Annotated in this window: 13 protein-coding genes; 4 read left to right on the top strand and 9 right to left on the bottom strand. The window is 64.4% G+C overall.

Annotated elements, in window-relative coordinates; genetic code table 11:
* The first annotated feature begins 94 nt into the window (after nt 1–94).
* Entirely contained in the window at nt 95–535 is a 441-nt protein-coding gene (locus JQ587_RS18280; protein WP_212426166.1) for a DUF2147 domain-containing protein, read from the top strand.
* On the opposite strand, the gene JQ587_RS18275 is transcribed toward JQ587_RS18280, so the two are convergent.
* On the bottom strand, nt 536–1,690 hold the full coding sequence (locus JQ587_RS18275; RefSeq protein ID WP_212426165.1) for a DUF3095 domain-containing protein: 1,155 nt from the start codon (nt 1,688–1,690) through the stop codon (nt 536–538).
* A 231-nt stretch (nt 1,691–1,921) separates the two neighbouring features.
* Here JQ587_RS18275 and JQ587_RS18270 point away from each other — a divergent pair, with 231 nt between their 5' ends.
* A complete protein-coding gene (locus JQ587_RS18270; RefSeq protein WP_212426164.1) occupies nt 1,922–2,302 on the top strand; it encodes a hypothetical protein in 381 nt (126 codons plus the stop codon).
* A gap of 11 nt (nt 2,303–2,313) precedes the next feature.
* On the opposite strand, the gene JQ587_RS18265 is transcribed toward JQ587_RS18270, so the two are convergent.
* From JQ587_RS18265 to JQ587_RS18245, 5 genes are all read right to left on the bottom strand, one after another.
* Entirely contained in the window at nt 2,314–2,529 is a 216-nt protein-coding gene (locus JQ587_RS18265; RefSeq protein ID WP_212426163.1) for a hypothetical protein, read from the bottom strand.
* A 127-nt stretch (nt 2,530–2,656) separates the two neighbouring features.
* A complete protein-coding gene (locus tag JQ587_RS18260) occupies nt 2,657–3,379 on the bottom strand; it encodes an SDR family NAD(P)-dependent oxidoreductase (protein ID WP_212426162.1) in 723 nt (240 codons plus the stop codon).
* Nucleotides 3,372–4,754: a class I adenylate-forming enzyme family protein gene (locus JQ587_RS18255; protein ID WP_212426161.1), complete on the bottom strand. Its 1,383-nt coding sequence runs from the start codon at nt 4,752–4,754 to the stop codon at nt 3,372–3,374. Before JQ587_RS18255 ends, JQ587_RS18260 begins: the two co-directional genes overlap by 8 nt.
* Nucleotides 4,741–4,986 (bottom strand): acyl carrier protein, encoded by a 246-nt coding sequence (locus tag JQ587_RS18250; RefSeq protein ID WP_212297276.1) that lies wholly within the window; start codon nt 4,984–4,986, stop codon nt 4,741–4,743. Before JQ587_RS18250 ends, JQ587_RS18255 begins: the two co-directional genes overlap by 14 nt.
* 152 nt (nt 4,987–5,138) lie before the next feature.
* Nucleotides 5,139–6,953 carry a long-chain-acyl-CoA synthetase gene (locus JQ587_RS18245; RefSeq protein ID WP_212426160.1) on the bottom strand — a complete coding sequence of 605 codons (1,815 nt, stop codon included), beginning with the start codon at nt 6,951–6,953 and terminating at the stop codon, nt 5,139–5,141.
* Nucleotides 6,954–7,177: 224 nt separating this feature from the next.
* Here JQ587_RS18245 and JQ587_RS18240 point away from each other — a divergent pair, with 224 nt between their 5' ends.
* Nucleotides 7,178–8,158 carry a Bug family tripartite tricarboxylate transporter substrate binding protein gene (locus tag JQ587_RS18240; RefSeq protein ID WP_212426159.1) on the top strand — a complete coding sequence of 327 codons (981 nt, stop codon included), beginning with the start codon at nt 7,178–7,180 and terminating at the stop codon, nt 8,156–8,158.
* Nucleotides 8,159–8,228: 70 nt separating this feature from the next.
* Here the strand turns inward: JQ587_RS18240 and JQ587_RS18235 are convergent, their stop codons facing one another.
* Entirely contained in the window at nt 8,229–8,513 is a 285-nt protein-coding gene (locus JQ587_RS18235; protein ID WP_212426158.1) for a DUF3551 domain-containing protein, read from the bottom strand.
* 428 nt (nt 8,514–8,941) lie between these two features.
* Between JQ587_RS18235 and JQ587_RS18230 the strand changes: the two genes are divergently transcribed.
* A complete protein-coding gene (locus JQ587_RS18230) occupies nt 8,942–12,076 on the top strand; it encodes an efflux RND transporter permease subunit (RefSeq protein ID WP_212426157.1) in 3,135 nt (1,044 codons plus the stop codon).
* A 12-nt stretch (nt 12,077–12,088) separates the two neighbouring features.
* On the opposite strand, the gene htpG is transcribed toward JQ587_RS18230, so the two are convergent.
* Both htpG and JQ587_RS18220 read right to left on the bottom strand, forming a co-directional pair.
* Complete coding sequence (gene htpG, locus JQ587_RS18225) at nt 12,089–13,963, bottom strand: molecular chaperone HtpG (RefSeq protein WP_212426156.1); 1,875 nt, start codon at nt 13,961–13,963, stop codon at nt 12,089–12,091.
* A gap of 124 nt (nt 13,964–14,087) precedes the next feature.
* Nucleotides 14,088–14,519: a hypothetical protein gene (locus JQ587_RS18220; protein WP_212297282.1), complete on the bottom strand. Its 432-nt coding sequence runs from the start codon at nt 14,517–14,519 to the stop codon at nt 14,088–14,090.
* Nucleotides 14,520–14,733 lie beyond the last annotated feature (214 nt).

The following is a 14,733-nucleotide window of genomic DNA, read 5'->3' as shown; positions in this document are numbered from 1 at the left end:
CCGGGGCAAATGAACGCAGCAATGTGATTCCATCCAGCGTTGCACTATCCTGCTGGGCTGCTATGGAGGCGCCTCCATTTTCGGGGCTCTCTCCATGTTCGACCGATTCGCCATGCTCTCCGTCCTCCTGGTTGCTCTCCTCGGCGCGACCGTCGCGCATGCGCAAAGTGCCGATGCGAGCGGGACCTGGCTGACCCAGGCGGGCGATGCGCGCGTGAAGATCAGCAAATGCGGCGGCGGTATTTGCGGTGTCATCGTCTGGCTGCGCGAGCCGCACGACACCGCGACCGGCCAGCCCGCGACCGACAGCAAAAATCCCAATCCCGCACTCGCCAAGCGTCCGATGATCGGACTGCCGCTGTTCTCCGGCATGCAGCCTTCGGGCCCGAACAAATGGTCGGGCCAGATCTACAATGCCGACGACGGCAGCACCTATGCGAGCAGCGTCTCCCTCACGGGCGCAGAGACCTTGAGGGTCGAAGGCTGCGTCGGCGCGCTCTGCGGCGGCGAGACCTGGTCGCGGGCAGGACGCTAATTAGCTCGCGGCCGCCGCCATCGCCTTCAAGGCCGTCGCCGCCGAGGCGTAACCGCCGCGCGCGCCGTCGATGAAGTGCACGTGGTCGCTGCGCAGCGCCGAGGGCGTGAAGCAGGTCATCATCGCCGCGTCCTGCTGATAAAGGCCGTAGCGCACGATGCCCTCGCGGGCCGCCGTCGCGAGACGATCGCTCAGCGTACGCTCGAGCTCCGGCGTGCAGTCGAGGATCATGCGCAGGCCGTCGTCATATTTGCGAAAGTCGGAATTCTCGACCACCTGGCGCTTGTAGACCTTTGGCAGGAAGCCGCCGACCTTGATGTCGAAGCGCATCAGGACATAAGCGAAAAACGTAAAGGCGAGCAGGCTGGCGCGGCGCTTGAATAGCGACCCGCCACGGATCGCCCGGGCCTCGTAGTCCAGGCCTTGCGGCGGCCATTTCAGCGGCGGCCCCTGCGGCGGCACGGGACGGCCGGACTCCGGACTGCGCTCGACGAGATGGATGATGTCCTCGATCACCTTGCGGAACGCCAGCGGATCGGCGCCCGCCGCCGGCATCACCAGCACCGACAGGATCAGTCCGCGCGAGGCCGGAATCACCTCGAAGCGGCAGGACAGGCCCGAGAGATCGGGCTGCGTGCCCCGCGGCGCCTCGGTGACGGCGAACTCACCGCGCTTCATCGCGGCGTCGGCCCAGGCGAGCCCTCCGCCGGAGAACATCGCATAGGACAGATTGGCCGACGGGCCGAAGCGAGCGACGCGCACGTCCAGGCCCTGCGCGCGGATGGCGCTCACAGGCACCAGCGCAACACGCATCTTCAGATCGAGATCCTCCCGCACCCAGGTCGCGGTTGCGGCCAGCGCCTCGCGCGCAGCGTCGAGATCGCCAGGCGCGATCGCAAAACTTGCACCGTCGCCGCCGAACACGAAGGGAAATTCGCGCCCTCCCAGCGCGTTGGTCACGGCCGCGATCACGGCAGCGCCAGCCATGTTGACCGCCTTGTAGCGCTGCGCCGCGATCGCCTTGGTGGAATCGACGATGTCGGCGACGCCGATGCTCCAGTCCTCCGGCAGCGGGGAATAGAGCTTCGGCTCCATCAGGCTGGTGAAGCCGCGGAAGACAGGGATGCTGCTGTAAAAGGACTTGCCTGGGATCATCGCCTGATGCCGGATGGTTGGGAAGCGCGACCGAACGAGATACGTGGCAGGATCGATCCGGGTTCGCCGGGCGCCTCCTTTTCGAGGCCCGATCATTGGCCGAAATGATGCCGGACAACAAGGTCCCGCCGCGCCGCAATGCCGCACGTCGTTCTTGATCGGCATCAAACAGCCGGCCGGCAATCGCGCTTAGGGTTAAATCTTCTCAGAGGCTTGCACGGGACAATCGAGGTGTCTGACTTCGGCAGCAAGGATTCCACACCTCCGGTACGTCGACGTACCGACCTCGACATCATCAGTGCCGTCAAGATGCCGGAAGGGCTGACTGCGGCCGTGGATGCCTGGGCCGAGGCGCAGCATTTGTCGCGTGCGGGTGCGATCTGCAAGCTGGTCGAGCTGGGTCTCAAGATCGCCCCGGCGACGCCGACGTCACCACACGTCGCGGTCGCATCGGATGCCGCCAGGATCGAAGAAATCGCCGTGCACGAGCTCGAGGGACTGCTCGATCCCGCCCTGCCAGCCGACGAACGCGAACGCCGCATCCGCCGCTTGACCGAGGGGCCGCCGGAATTCTCGCACGAGCGGATTGATCTGCCGAAACCCCAGACGTAGGCGCCTGCGCGCTAGTGCAGCTTCTCATCCTGGCGCTTGCGCAAACCGGGTGCCGGCGCATCATGACAGCCGATCAGCCGCACGAATTGCTGCGGATACATTTCGTGGCCGTGGCTGCCGGAGTTTTGATGCGACATCGGCGGGCAACGGACATCGTCCGATTTCGCCGGCGATGGCTCCGCAGGTGTCCGGCCGTGACCCGCAACGGTCATATGAGGAGGGGCCATAGACTGCTCCCTGGCTTTTAGGGCAGTTCGATTGACGTAACCCAATCGATTACGAGACATCTTACGACCAAATCCGGCTCGATGTCATTGTGCCGGATCAATCCGATTGCGACGGCGGAGTTCCGCCTTAAGCCGTATTGCCTGCATCGATCGTGAACACGGTGCCGGTCACGTTACGGCCGCCATCGCCCAGCAGATACTCCACCATGCGCGCGACGTCGTCGGTCTCCGGCAGGCGGCGCAGTGCGCTGCGGCCGGCGATGCGCTTGCGGCCATCCTCGGAGAGGTTATGCGTCAGCTCGGTGTCGATGAAGCCGGGCGCGATCGCGTTCACGGTGATGCCGAGCTTGCCGACCTCGCGCGCGAGCGAGCGGGTAAAGCCGGTGGCGGCGGCCTTGGTCGCGCCATAGACCGAGAGCCCGTTATAGCCCGTCGTCGCGATGATCGACGAGATGCTGATGATGCGGCCGGCGCCATCCGCCATCATCTGGCGGGCGACATATTTGGTGAGGATGATCGGCGACAGCACGTTGAGCTGCACCAGCGCCTCGATCTCGGAATTGTGCATGGTGGCGAGCAGGCCCTCGGTACCAAGGCCCGCATTGTTGACGAGGCCATAGGTCGGGCCGAACTCGTTCCGCACAAGCTTTGCGAAAGCCGGGATCGCGTCGATCACGGCGAGATCGCAGGCGCGGAAATGCAGGCGTCCCCCGGAAGCGGCAATCGCGGCCTTGAGCTCGTCGCTCTCGCTCCGCGCCGCTGCAATCACGTTGTAGCCGGCGTCAACCAAGCGCTTGCCGATCGCAAGACCGATGCCGCGGCTGCCGCCGGTAACCAGGACATTATGCATCGGTGCGCGCCAGTTTGCCGGCCGGGGTGACCTCGAGCGCCTCGACGAAGCGGATCACCGCAGGCACCTTATGCGAGGCGAGCTGCGCGCGGCACTGATCCAGGATCTGGTCGCGGATTTCCTTCGCTCGCGCCTGGTCGGTGCCATCGGCGAGGACCACGTCGGCGACGACGATGCCACCCGTGATCGGGCTGCGCCGCGATTTTGCCCGCGACATCCGCACGTCGGGATGGCGGTTGATCGCCGCTTCGATCTCTTCGGGATGAACCTTGAGCCCACCGATATTGATGATGCCGCCACGGCGGCCGACGAAGTAGTAACGGTCACCGCGCAATTCCACGATATCGCCGCTGTCGACGAACCCGTCGCCGTCGGTGAGTGCGGCCGCGTTGCGGCCGATATAGGCATGCGCCGTTCGCGTCGAGCGGATGCGCAGCGAGCCGTCGACGACCTTCATCTCGACGCCGTTGCGGTTGCCGAGATAGTTGGCCGGAAAGCCTTCGAGCCCGTCATTGACGGCGAAGCCGACGCCGGCCTCGGTCGAAGCATAGGCATGGCCGACGGAGGAATTCGGGAATGCGGCCTTGAGGCCGTCGAGCACGGCCTGGTCGGCGATCTCGCCGGAGAGGCGAACATAGCGTGGGGCGAATTGCGCCGCCGAACCGCTCATCAAAAGCTTGCGCCAGTGCGAGGGCGTGCCGGAGATGTGGGAGACGCCGCGTGCATTCAGCCGGGCGATGTGGTCGGCAAGCGCCTCGTGCGGGTCCGACAATACCATCGAGCCACCCGAAAGGATCGCGCGGAGGAAAATCTGCAGGCCGCCATAGCGGCGGATGTCATAGAACGTGGCCCAGACCGGCGCGGGCCCCTTGGCGGGGCCTTCGGCAACGATCGCGCCGGTGAGTGCCTCCAGCGTATGACCGACGATCTTCGGCACGCCCGATGTGCCCGAAGTGAGCATCAACCATTCGGTCGCGCGCTCGGTCTGCGGGGGTGGCGTGGCTTGAAGCGGCAATTGTGCGGTGACGACCAGCGACACGCCGGTCGCGGCCCAGCGATCGGGCTCGTCGGTGACGACGGCATCGATCCCGGCATCCGCGATCAGCGCGTCCAGATGCGCGGGATTGAGATCCGGCGGGCACAACAGCATGCGACGTGCGATGCCGTCGAGCTCGATCATGGCAATGCCAGACCTGAGCTGGTCTGACAGCCTCAGCAAGACGGCGCGGCCGGACAGATCGCGCAAGCGGCCACCCAGCACGGTCCGCGACAGGATATCAGTCAGCGACACCACATGGTGCGCGTCCGACAGCGTACGGCCCTTTAGCTCCGCGCCGAGATAGTCACGGAGCGCAAAGATCTCACGCGGGGACATTTTCGTAGGCCCGCACGAAATCGCCTACGGTGGCGGGGAACGCAGCGTCCTCGGAAATGGTGAAGGGATCGACGCCGGTTTCGTCCTCGAGACGCGCGACCAGGATCGCGAAGGCGAGCGAGTCGAAGCCCGTTTCGTGCAGCGACAGATCGTCCGAGAGTGCGGGAAGCTTGACGTTCTGCTCCTTGGCGATCTGCTGGATCGCTTCGATGACCTTAGACCTTACCGACATGGCTTGCTCGCCTCTTGCTTAGTTAATCGATCGTATTTTCTTGCGGCGGCTCATGAAGACCGCCTCCCATGGCCGCTTGTTTACGCGACAGAAGTAAATGGCCTCTTCGACAATTCAGATAAAATTGGACCTATCTCTTGATTTTGCCGCGGCTACAGCCTGATCGTGCCGTCCAAGATCTGCGCATACGTCCCGGGATCGAGTGCGACATAGGCGCCGGAGTCCGGATCGCGCATGAACATCGGATCCGCCACCGCGCCCGGGTCAAAACCTTCGCGGGCGAGCTCGCCCTTCTTCTGCTTGAAAGTCTCGGTCGCATCGAGCTCGCGCGAGATCCGGACGAAGACGGGGCGGGCATAGACCGGCAGCCGCTGCGCGAGGTGCGCAGACAGTGCGGCGATATCAAATCCCTCGTTCACGACGATCGCGCTCATGCCGGCGCGGCCATCAGTGCCGGGAATGCTGACACCATAGGTGGTCGCATCGACCACACCGGTGAAATCGCGCACGGCGTCGTTGACCTCCGATGTCGCGACGTTCTCGCCCTTCCAGCGGAAAGTGTCGCCGATGCGATCAACGAAATGAAAGAAGCCCCCGTCGTCGAGCCGCATCAGGTCGCCGGTGCGGAACCAGGCATCGCCCTTGGCAAAGACGTCGCGCAGGATCTTCTTTTCGGTCTCGCCGGCGTCGGTATAGCCCTCGAAGCGGCCACCGCCCTCATCTGCCCTGCCGATGCGGCCGATGGCCTCTCCGGCTTCTCCGCGGGCGCAGGAGATGCAAAAGCCCTCGTCGTTACGCAGCGGCGCGCCGCTGTCCGGATCGAGCCTGACGAGCCCTGCAGGAAAGCGATGTGCAAGCAGCGGCGGGATACGCCCGATTGCGCCTGGCTGTCCCTCGACGTTGAACAGCGAGAAATTACCTTCGGTCGCGGCGTAGAATTCGAGAACGCGGGGAATAGCGAAGCGGCCCTGGAAATCCTCCCAGATGTCGCCGCGCAGGCCGTTGCCGCAGGCAAGCCGCAGCCGGTGGCGATTTTCGTATTCCGACGGCGGCGCCTTGAGCAGATAGCGACAGAGCTCGCCGATATACTGGAACAGCGTGCAGTCGTGCCGCACGATGTCGGGCCAGAAGTTCGACGCCGAAAACTTCTCGGCGATCACCACCGAACCGCCGGCGGCGAGCATGCTGCAGGGCGCGACAATGCCGCCGACCGAGTGAAACAGCGGCAGGCAATCGTAGAGCCGATCCTGTGGCATCGCGCCGGTGAGGCCCGCGAACCAGAACCCCCAGTTGAGAATGCGGCGATGGCTGATGCTGGCGGCCTTCGGCAGGCCGGTGGTGCCGGACGTGTAGATCAGCAGCGCGCGGTCGTCGATGGTGACCTCGCCGTGCTCCTCCGGCAAAAGCGGTCCGTCATCAAGCGCGGCGAGCGCAACGTCGATCGCGCGCTCACTTCGGGCATCGCCGTGGGTCCAGATCGTGGCCTCCGTCTTCAGATGCGGCGTTGCGCTCGCCAGCGTCTCGGCGAGTTCATGCGCGACGATGATATGCGATGGCTTGGCGACGTCGACGCAATGCGCGAGAGATTTCCCGACAAGCTTGGTGTTGATCAGCGCCACCACGCCGCCGACGCGGCTGATGCCGAGCCAGGCTGCGACATAATCGATGCCATTCGGCATGATCAGGCCGACAGTATCTCCCTTGGCGACGCCGACCGAGCGCGCCCAGCGCGCATAGCGGTTGGTGCGCTTCGACAAACCTTCATAGTCTAGCGTTGTGTTGTCCGTGACCAGCGCGATGCGGTCAGGCTGGCGTCGGGCCCAATCGTCGACGACGTCCGCGAACAGACGGCCTGGCAGCGTCTCGATCCTCGCGGTCAACTCGATCGCCTTCAGCCAGATCTTTGAGGCCGAGGGCGCGCGCGCGGCTTTGGGTTGCTCGATGACGCCGATGGTCATGCCGTTCATTCTTTCGGACGGTATCTGCTTGTGTCGGCAGATTAGCTCGCTCGTCCTGCGCAGGTGTTAAGAGACAAGGTAAAACTCGGTTAGCTCTCGATTAACTGCAATCATCCTTTACCAAGCCGACCGGAACGACGTGCGACCCGGCGCAATTCTTGCGATAGCAAATCCAGTCAGTCAGGTGCGCTGCGCGTGCCCCTCGCTCCGCGAGAGACGAACTGGAGGCCACGATGATTACCAGGCGACATTTCCTCCAGACCGCTGCGTGCGCCGTGGCGACACTTGCGGCGCCTCGCGCCTTTGCGATCGGCAACCCATCCTATCCGTCGCGGAGCGTGAAATGGGTGGTGCCCTATGCGCCCGGCGGGGCCACCGACGTATTGTCGCGGCTGATCTGCCAGCGCCTGTCCGAACGGCTCGGGCAGACCTTCGTGGTCGAGAATAAACCCGGCGCCGGAAGCAATATCGGCACGCAAGCGGTGATCACCTCCGCACCGGACGGCTACACGTTGCTGCTGACCTCGACCGCGAATGCGATCAACGCCTCGTTCGATCCGGCACTGCCTTACGATTTTGCCAAGGGCATCGCACCGGTTGCCGGCGTCGCGCGCATCCCCCTGGTGCTGGTCGTCAGCAATGACTTGCCGGTGAAGAGCGTCGCGGACTTCATCGCTTACACCAAGGCCAATCCCGGCAAGGCGTCGATTGCCTCATCCGGCATCGGTACCTCGCTGCACCTTTCCGGCGAGCTGTTCAAGTCGATGGCCGGCGTGCAATTCACCCATGTGCCGTATCGCGGCTCGGCGCCGGGCCTGACCGACGTGATGAGCGGCCAGATCCAGGGCATGTTCGACAATGTCACCTCGTCCTTCGAGCTGGTGCGCGCCGGCAAGCTGCGCGCGCTCGGCGTCACCACGCGCGAACGATCGGAGATCTTGCCCGAGGTGCCGCCGATCGCGGATTCGTTGCCCGGTTACGAGACGAGCTCGTTTTACGGCGTCGGCGCCCCCTACGACACGCCGCGCGAGATCGTCGACCTCCTCAATCGCGAGGTCGACGCGGCGCTGTCCGATCCCGGGATCAAGGCCCGCATCGCCGAGCTCGGCGCGATCCCGCTGCACGGCAATGCCGGCGAGTTCGGCGGCATGCTCACCGCCGAGACCGAGCGCTGGCGCAAGGTCGTGGAGCTGTCGGGGATCAAGAAGGATTAGCCTGCGGCCTCTGCACGGCAGGAGAACCGATTACCCTCACTAGGTGATCGCGCGGCACTAGCCGCTGCGGTCAGTACACCTTCTTGTGACGCTTGCGCGGCGGGGGCGGCGCATCAAAAGCGTAGTAGGGATTGACGTCGCAGCTGGCCGCGAGGCCCGATGCCGTCGCACGGCACTGCGGCAGCGATGTGAAGGAGCAGTCGAAATAATTGCCGCCACCAGCGCCGAAGCCACCGCCGCCGCCCGTGTAGACGTGCATGCACACCGGGTAGCGCGGATCATAAGTCTGAGCGCTGGCATCTGCCGCGACGAACAGCGTCGCAATGGCGGTGAGGGTCAGGAGGGGGACACGCATCGGACAAGTTCCTCGAATCGGTAACAACGGCAGGCGTTATGTCATTTCGATATGGCACAGCAGCGCGGAAGAAGCGACCGTTCCTACTCATACCTCTCCCGCTTGTGACAGGCAGCAAAAATGATGCGACACAGCGCCGTAACGATCCGAAACCGGGAAGAGGCTCCGCGTTCGACCTGCATCGAACGCATATCTTGCCACGTGCCATCCTTCGACAAAGGTCGCAGGCAGTTGACGCAGGAAATCGTTCGCAGGCCTGAGCGAACCGACTAGTCTTTCGACCACAACGCCGGCTCCGGACCGATGACGTTCCGGGGCGATCAACAAGCATATGGGCTGAAGGAAACGCACATCCGCGCTCGAACTCTCGAGCGCGGCTCCGCCGTGGGCGGCGAGAAGATGCGCTGGCCGGTCTGTGGTTTCAGGGCATGCAAGAGAGCATCTCGTCTCCGTTCATCCGCTATCCCATCGGCACCTCATTGCTGATGGCCGGCATCCTGTTCGTAGGTCTCGTGGCCTACCCCCTGCTGCCGGTTGCACCGTTGCCGCAGGTCGACTTTCCGACCATCCAGGTTTCCGCGTCGCTCCCCGGCGGCAGCCCCGAAACCATGGCCTCCTCCGTGGCGCAGCCGCTCGAGCGCCAGCTCGCGCAAATCCCCGGCATCACGCAGATGACCTCGACGAGCTCGCTCGGCTCGGCATCGATCACCATCCAGTTCGACCTCAACCGCCTGATCGACGCCGCCGCCAACGACGTGCAGGCCGCGATCAACGCGGCGAGCGGCCAGTTGCCGAAGAACCTGCCCTCGCCGCCGACCTACCGGAAGGTCAACCCGGCAGATTCGCCGATCATGATCCTGTCGGCGACATCGGAGACCCTGCCGCTGACGACTGTCAGCGACCGCACCGACGCCCAGCTCGCGCAACAGATCAGCCAGATTCCCGGCGTCGCCCAGGTGTTCGTCGGCGGGCAGCAGAAGCCCTCGGTGCGCATCCAGGTCGATCCGACCAAGCTGGTCGCCAAGGGCCTGTCGCTGGAGGACGTGCGCAGCCAGATCGCGATCGCGACCACGGACAGCCCGAAGGGCAATATCGACGGCACGAGGCGCGCCTACACGGTCTACGCCAACGACCAGCTGCTCGAGGCCGGTCAGTGGCAGGACGTCATCATCGCCTATCGCAACGGCGCACCTTTGCGGATACGCGACATCGGCGAGGCAGTGTCGGGACCGGAGGACATGAAGACCGCGGCCTGGGCCGACGGCAAGCGCGGGGTGTTCCTGGTCATCTTCAAGCAGCCCGGCGCCAACGTCATCGAGACGGTCGACCGCATCAAGCAGAAGCTGCCGCGGCTGATCGCGGCAATTCCGCCCGCGATCAGCATCAAGATCATCAGCGACCGCACCATCACCATCCGCGCCGCAGTCGACGACGTACAGATCACGCTCATGATCACCATTGTGCTCGTGGTAATGGTGATCTTCATCTTCCTGCGCAGCTTCTGGGCCACGATCATTCCGAGCATCACCGTGCCGCTGGCGCTGCTCGGCGCCTGCTCGCTGATGTGGGTATTTGGCTACTCCCTGGACAATCTCTCGCTGATGGCGCTGACCATCGCGGTCGGCTTCGTGGTCGACGACGCCATCGTGATGCTGGAGAACATCACGCGCTATGTCGAGCGGGGCGAGAACCCGGTCACCGCCGCCTACAAGGGGGCGGCCGAGATCGGCTTCACCATCGTCTCCATCAGCATCTCGCTGGTCGCCGTGTTGATCCCGCTGCTGTTGATGGGCGGCATCATCGGCCGGCTGTTCCGCGAATTTGCGGTGACGCTGTCGATGGCGATCTTCGTCTCGCTCGTCGTATCGTTGAGCCTGACGCCGATGATGGCCTCGCGTTTCCTGCGTTCCGACCACGAGGCCCGCCATGGCCGCTTCTATCAATGGAGCGAGCGGCTGTTCGAGCGCCTGCTCGGCGCCTATGAACGCGGCCTCGATCTTGCGCTGCGCCACAGCCTCATCACGCTCTGCGTCTTCTTCGCCACCGTCGCGCTGTCGGGGCTGCTGTTCGTCCTGATCCCCAAGGGCTTCTTCCCGCAGCAGGACAACGGCTTCCTCACCGCGGTATCGGAGATGCCTCAGGACATCTCCTTCGCCGAGATGAAGCGGCGGCAGGAGGAGCTCAATGCCATCGTGCAGGCCGACCCGGCCGTCGATTCCATCGCGATGTTCATTGGCGGGGGCGGCACGGCACTGAATTCGGGGCGCATGTACGTCACGCTGAAACCGATCGGGGAGCGCAACGCCAACGCGCAACAGATCATCGCGCGGTTGCGGCCGAAGCTCGCCGAGGTCGAGGGCGCACGTCTCTATATGCAGGCCTCGCAGGACGTGCGGCTCGGCGGCCGCGCCACCCGGACCCAGTTCGAGTTCACGCTCCAGGACGCCAATCTATCCGAGCTGAACACCTGGGCGCCGAAGATCCTCACGGAGATGAAAGGTCTGCCGGAGCTTCGCGACGTCGCCACCGACCAGCAGACCGAGGGCACGACGCTGCAGCTCACGATCAACCGCGACACCGCGGCACGCTATGGCATCCAGCCGCAGCTGATCGACGATACGCTCTACGACGCCTTCGGCCAGCGCCAGGTGGCGCAATATTTCACGCAGACCAACAGCTATCATGTGGTGCTCGAGATCACCCCGGCTCTGCAGGGCAAGCTGGACACGCTCGACAAGCTCTACATCAAGTCACCGCTGACCGGCGACGAGGTCCCGCTTTCAGTCATCTGCAGCTGGAACAACGAACCGGTGCGGCCGCTCGCGATCGCGCATCAGAGCCAGTTTCCGGCGGTGACGATCAGCTTCAACTTGGCCGAGGGCATTGCGCTGGGACAGGCGACCGCCGCCGTGGTACACGCGGCAGGCGAGATGGGGGCGCCGCCGACGCTGTCCATGAGCTTCCAGGGGACCGCGCAGGCATTCCAGCAATCGCTCGGCACCGTGCCGATGCTGATCCTCGCCGCACTCGTCGTGGTCTATCTGGTGCTGGGGGTGCTGTACGAGAGCTACATCCACCCGCTGACCATCCTGTCCACGCTGCCGTCGGCCGGCGTCGGCGCGATCGCGATCCTGATGATCTTCGGCTTTGATTTTAGCCTGATCGCCTTGATCGGCGTCATCCTCCTGATCGGCATCGTCAAGAAGAACGGGATCATGATGGTAGACTTCGCCATCGCCGCCGAGCGCGAGCAGCACCTGACGCCGGAGCAATCGATCCGCCAGGCCGCGCTGCTGCGCTTCCGGCCGATCATGATGACGACGATGGCGGCCCTGCTCGGCGGCGTCCCCCTGATGCTCGGCACCGGCACCGGCGCCGAGATCCGCCAACCGCTCGGCTACGCCATGGTCGGCGGTCTCGTCGTCAGCCAGGCACTGACCTTGTTCACGACGCCCGTCGTCTATCTCTACCTCGACCGCTTCTCCAACGCGCTGTCACGCTGGATGGAGAAGAAGCCGGAGGCGCAGGTTGAGGACGAGGAGCAGAAGGACGCGGCGGAGTAGGCGCGACTCGCGTCAGCCCAGCCCCTGCAGCACCAGGCGGTTCAGCCGCGCCGCGAACGCCGCCGGATCCTCCGGCAGCTCGCCGTCCAGGATCTGCGCCTGTTCGAGCAGGAGCAGACTGAGGTCGTCGACCGTGTTCGAGCCGGCCTGGGCCCTGGTGATCGCAGTGACCATCGGGTGGCGCAAATTGATCTCCAGGATCGGCTTGGTGCGCATGCCGCGGTTCTGCTGCGCCAGGATGCGCTCGAGCTCGCGGCTCGGGCCCTGGCTGTCGGCGACGAGGCAGGAGGCAGAGCTGGTGAGGCGGGTCGAGGCCTTGACGTCGCTGACGCGCTCGCCGAGCGCCGCCTTGATCACCGCGATGGTGGCGGCTTCATCCGCCTCGGGCTCGTCCTTCTTCGCCTCGTCCTTGTCGTCGACGCGCGGGATCAGGTCGAGATTGAGATCGCCCTGGCTCAGCGACTTCAGCGGCTTGCCCTCGAACTCCGTCGGCATCGAGGTCCAGAACGCATCGACCGGATCGGACAGCAGCAGCACCTCGATGCCGCGCGCGGTCGCAGCTTCCAGCCGCGGACTGGACTTCAGCCGCTCGATGCTGTCGCCGACGAGATAATAGATCTCGGTCTGGTTCGGCTTGAAATCGGCCACGACATCCTTCAGCGCGCGCTTCTCACCGGTCGTGGTGGTGAAGCGCGATAGCGCGAGCAGCTTTTCGCGGCGCTCGAAATCCTCGTAGATGCCCTCTTTCAGCACAGCGCCGAAGGCGTCCCAGATCTTTGTGAAGTTTTCAGCGTCCTTCTCGGCCAAGCTTTCCAGCTCGTTGACGACGCGGGTCGCCACGGCTTTGCGGATCTGCGCCAGTTGCGGATTGTTCTGCAGCATCTCGCGCGAGATGTTGAGCGGAAGATCCTCGCTGTCGACGACGCCGCGGATGAAGCGGAGATAGCCCGGCAGCAGATCCGCATCGTCGGTGATGAAGACGCGGCGGACATAGAGCTTGACGCGGCCCTTGCGGTTCGGCTCGAACAGGTCGAACGGCTTCGTCGACGGTGCAAACAACAGCACCGCGTAGGAATAGCGCCCCTCGGCGCGGTAGTGCAGCGTCATTGCCGGGTCGTCGAAGGCGGACGCGATCTGCTGATAGGCCTTCTTGTAGTCTTCCGTCGAAAGCTCGGACTTCGAGCGCTGCCACAGCGCGCTCGCCGAGTTGATCTGGCGCGGCTCGCCCTCTTCCGGCACGAGCTCGATCGGGAACAGGATATTGTCGGAGTAGGCGCCGACGATACGCTCGATCTCGTATGTTTCGAGATATTTCTTGGCGTCGTCCTTCAGGTGCAGGACGATCTCGGTGCCGCGCGTCACGCGTGCCGCGTCCTCGTCGCTTGCCCGCGCGATCTCGAAGCCGGAACCGCCGGATGACGTCCAGGTCCAGACATCGCTCTCGCCGGCGCGGCGGCTGATCACGACGATCTTTTCGGCGACCATGAAGGCGGAATAGAAGCCGACGCCGAACTGACCGATCAGACCGAGGCCGTCCTTGGCCTCCCTCAGCTTCGACACGAACGCCTTGGTGCCGGAGCGGGCGATGGTGCCGAGATGGTCGATCAGCTCCTGCCGCTCCATGCCGATGCCGTTGTCGGCGATCGCGAGCGTCGTGGCCGTCTTGTTCGGAATGATGCGGATCTTGAGGGCGTCGCCCTCGCCGAGCAGGGCCGGATTGGCGATCGCCTCATAGCGCAGCTTGTCGCAGGCGTCCGAGGCGTTGGAGACGAGCTCGCGCAGGAAAATGTCGGTCTCCGAATAGACGGAATGCACCATCAGGTGCAGCAGCTCGGAAACCTCGGCCTGGAAAGGCTGCGTATGCGTGGCCGTATCGGACGTCGTCATGCGTTTACCCGCTCAATCGGAAATGGAGAAAGCCGGGATATAGCGAGATGGGATAGGGGATCAAGTGGACGCACAAAGCCGCCCTCCCGAAAGGAGCGCGGCTTTGCATGAGGGCCGACGCGGATCAGGTCACGCAGCGGCCGGGCTGGAGCAGTTTTGCGACCTCGGTCAGGGAGCTGACCATCGGCTCGCAGGCAATCGTCGGCTTGCGGCCCGGCTTCAGCAGCGTCGGAGCCGGCTTCGCGTTGCCGGTCTCGATGACCGCGGGAACGCGCAACAGCACCGACGTATCCGGCAGGTCGTTCAGCCGCATCGAGACGGTGCGGGTGGGAACCGCAGCCGGCTTCAGGTCGCCGAGCCGGTCGGACTTGCTGGTGCGATTGACGTTGTGAGTTGCGACGTTGCGGCCGGGGATTTGGTTCGGCTGGTCGACGACAGCTTGCCAGCGGTCGGCCAGATCATGGCCGGAGGCCAGTTGCACGGCGCCGACCTGTACGGCGCCAAGCGTCGCAGCAATTGCGACGGCACCCAAAAATACCTTTTGAATCTGTGACATGATTGCTGGTCCCTCGCCCCATGGCGATCGCGGGAACAACGCGAGGGGAGGACCGGAGTTTCCCAGACGTTAAGATCACTTAACCGTGTGCCAAATTCACTGCACCCCGCACAAAAATATTTGCAACCGCCTGGAACGACTCCCGCACCTGGGAGTCGTTTCAACAGCCGGCTATTCCCCCCTGCCCCATAAGCCGGTGACGTAGGGCGCGACT

Origin of the sequence: Bradyrhizobium manausense, assembly GCF_018130615.1 — a bacterium.
GTDB classification, from domain to species: domain Bacteria; phylum Pseudomonadota; class Alphaproteobacteria; order Rhizobiales; family Xanthobacteraceae; genus Bradyrhizobium; species Bradyrhizobium manausense_A.
The sequence above is the reverse complement of the archived record's forward strand: the minus strand, read 5'-3'. Positions and strand labels throughout refer to the sequence as shown.

Excerpts from the sequence above, each read along its gene's own strand:
- JQ587_RS18280 (WP_212426166.1), top strand. The coding sequence starts at position 95 with ATGTTCGACCGATTCGCCATGCTCTCCGTCCTCCTGGTTGCTCTCCTC.
- JQ587_RS18275 (WP_212426165.1), bottom strand. The coding sequence starts at position 1,690 with ATGATCCCAGGCAAGTCCTTTTACAGCAGCATCCCTGTCTTCCGCGGC.
- JQ587_RS18265 (WP_212426163.1), bottom strand. The coding sequence starts at position 2,529 with ATGGCCCCTCCTCATATGACCGTTGCGGGTCACGGCCGGACACCTGCG.
- JQ587_RS18260 (WP_212426162.1), bottom strand. The coding sequence starts at position 3,379 with ATGCATAATGTCCTGGTTACCGGCGGCAGCCGCGGCATCGGTCTTGCG.
- JQ587_RS18255 (WP_212426161.1), bottom strand. The coding sequence starts at position 4,754 with ATGTCCCCGCGTGAGATCTTTGCGCTCCGTGACTATCTCGGCGCGGAG.
- JQ587_RS18250 (WP_212297276.1), bottom strand. The coding sequence starts at position 4,986 with ATGTCGGTAAGGTCTAAGGTCATCGAAGCGATCCAGCAGATCGCCAAG.
- JQ587_RS18245 (WP_212426160.1), bottom strand. The coding sequence starts at position 6,953 with ATGAACGGCATGACCATCGGCGTCATCGAGCAACCCAAAGCCGCGCGC.
- JQ587_RS18240 (WP_212426159.1), top strand. The coding sequence starts at position 7,178 with ATGATTACCAGGCGACATTTCCTCCAGACCGCTGCGTGCGCCGTGGCG.
- JQ587_RS18235 (WP_212426158.1), bottom strand. The coding sequence starts at position 8,513 with ATGCGTGTCCCCCTCCTGACCCTCACCGCCATTGCGACGCTGTTCGTC.
- JQ587_RS18230 (WP_212426157.1), top strand. The coding sequence starts at position 8,942 with ATGCAAGAGAGCATCTCGTCTCCGTTCATCCGCTATCCCATCGGCACC.
- htpG (WP_212426156.1), bottom strand. The coding sequence starts at position 13,963 with ATGACGACGTCCGATACGGCCACGCATACGCAGCCTTTCCAGGCCGAG.
- JQ587_RS18220 (WP_212297282.1), bottom strand. The coding sequence starts at position 14,519 with ATGTCACAGATTCAAAAGGTATTTTTGGGTGCCGTCGCAATTGCTGCG.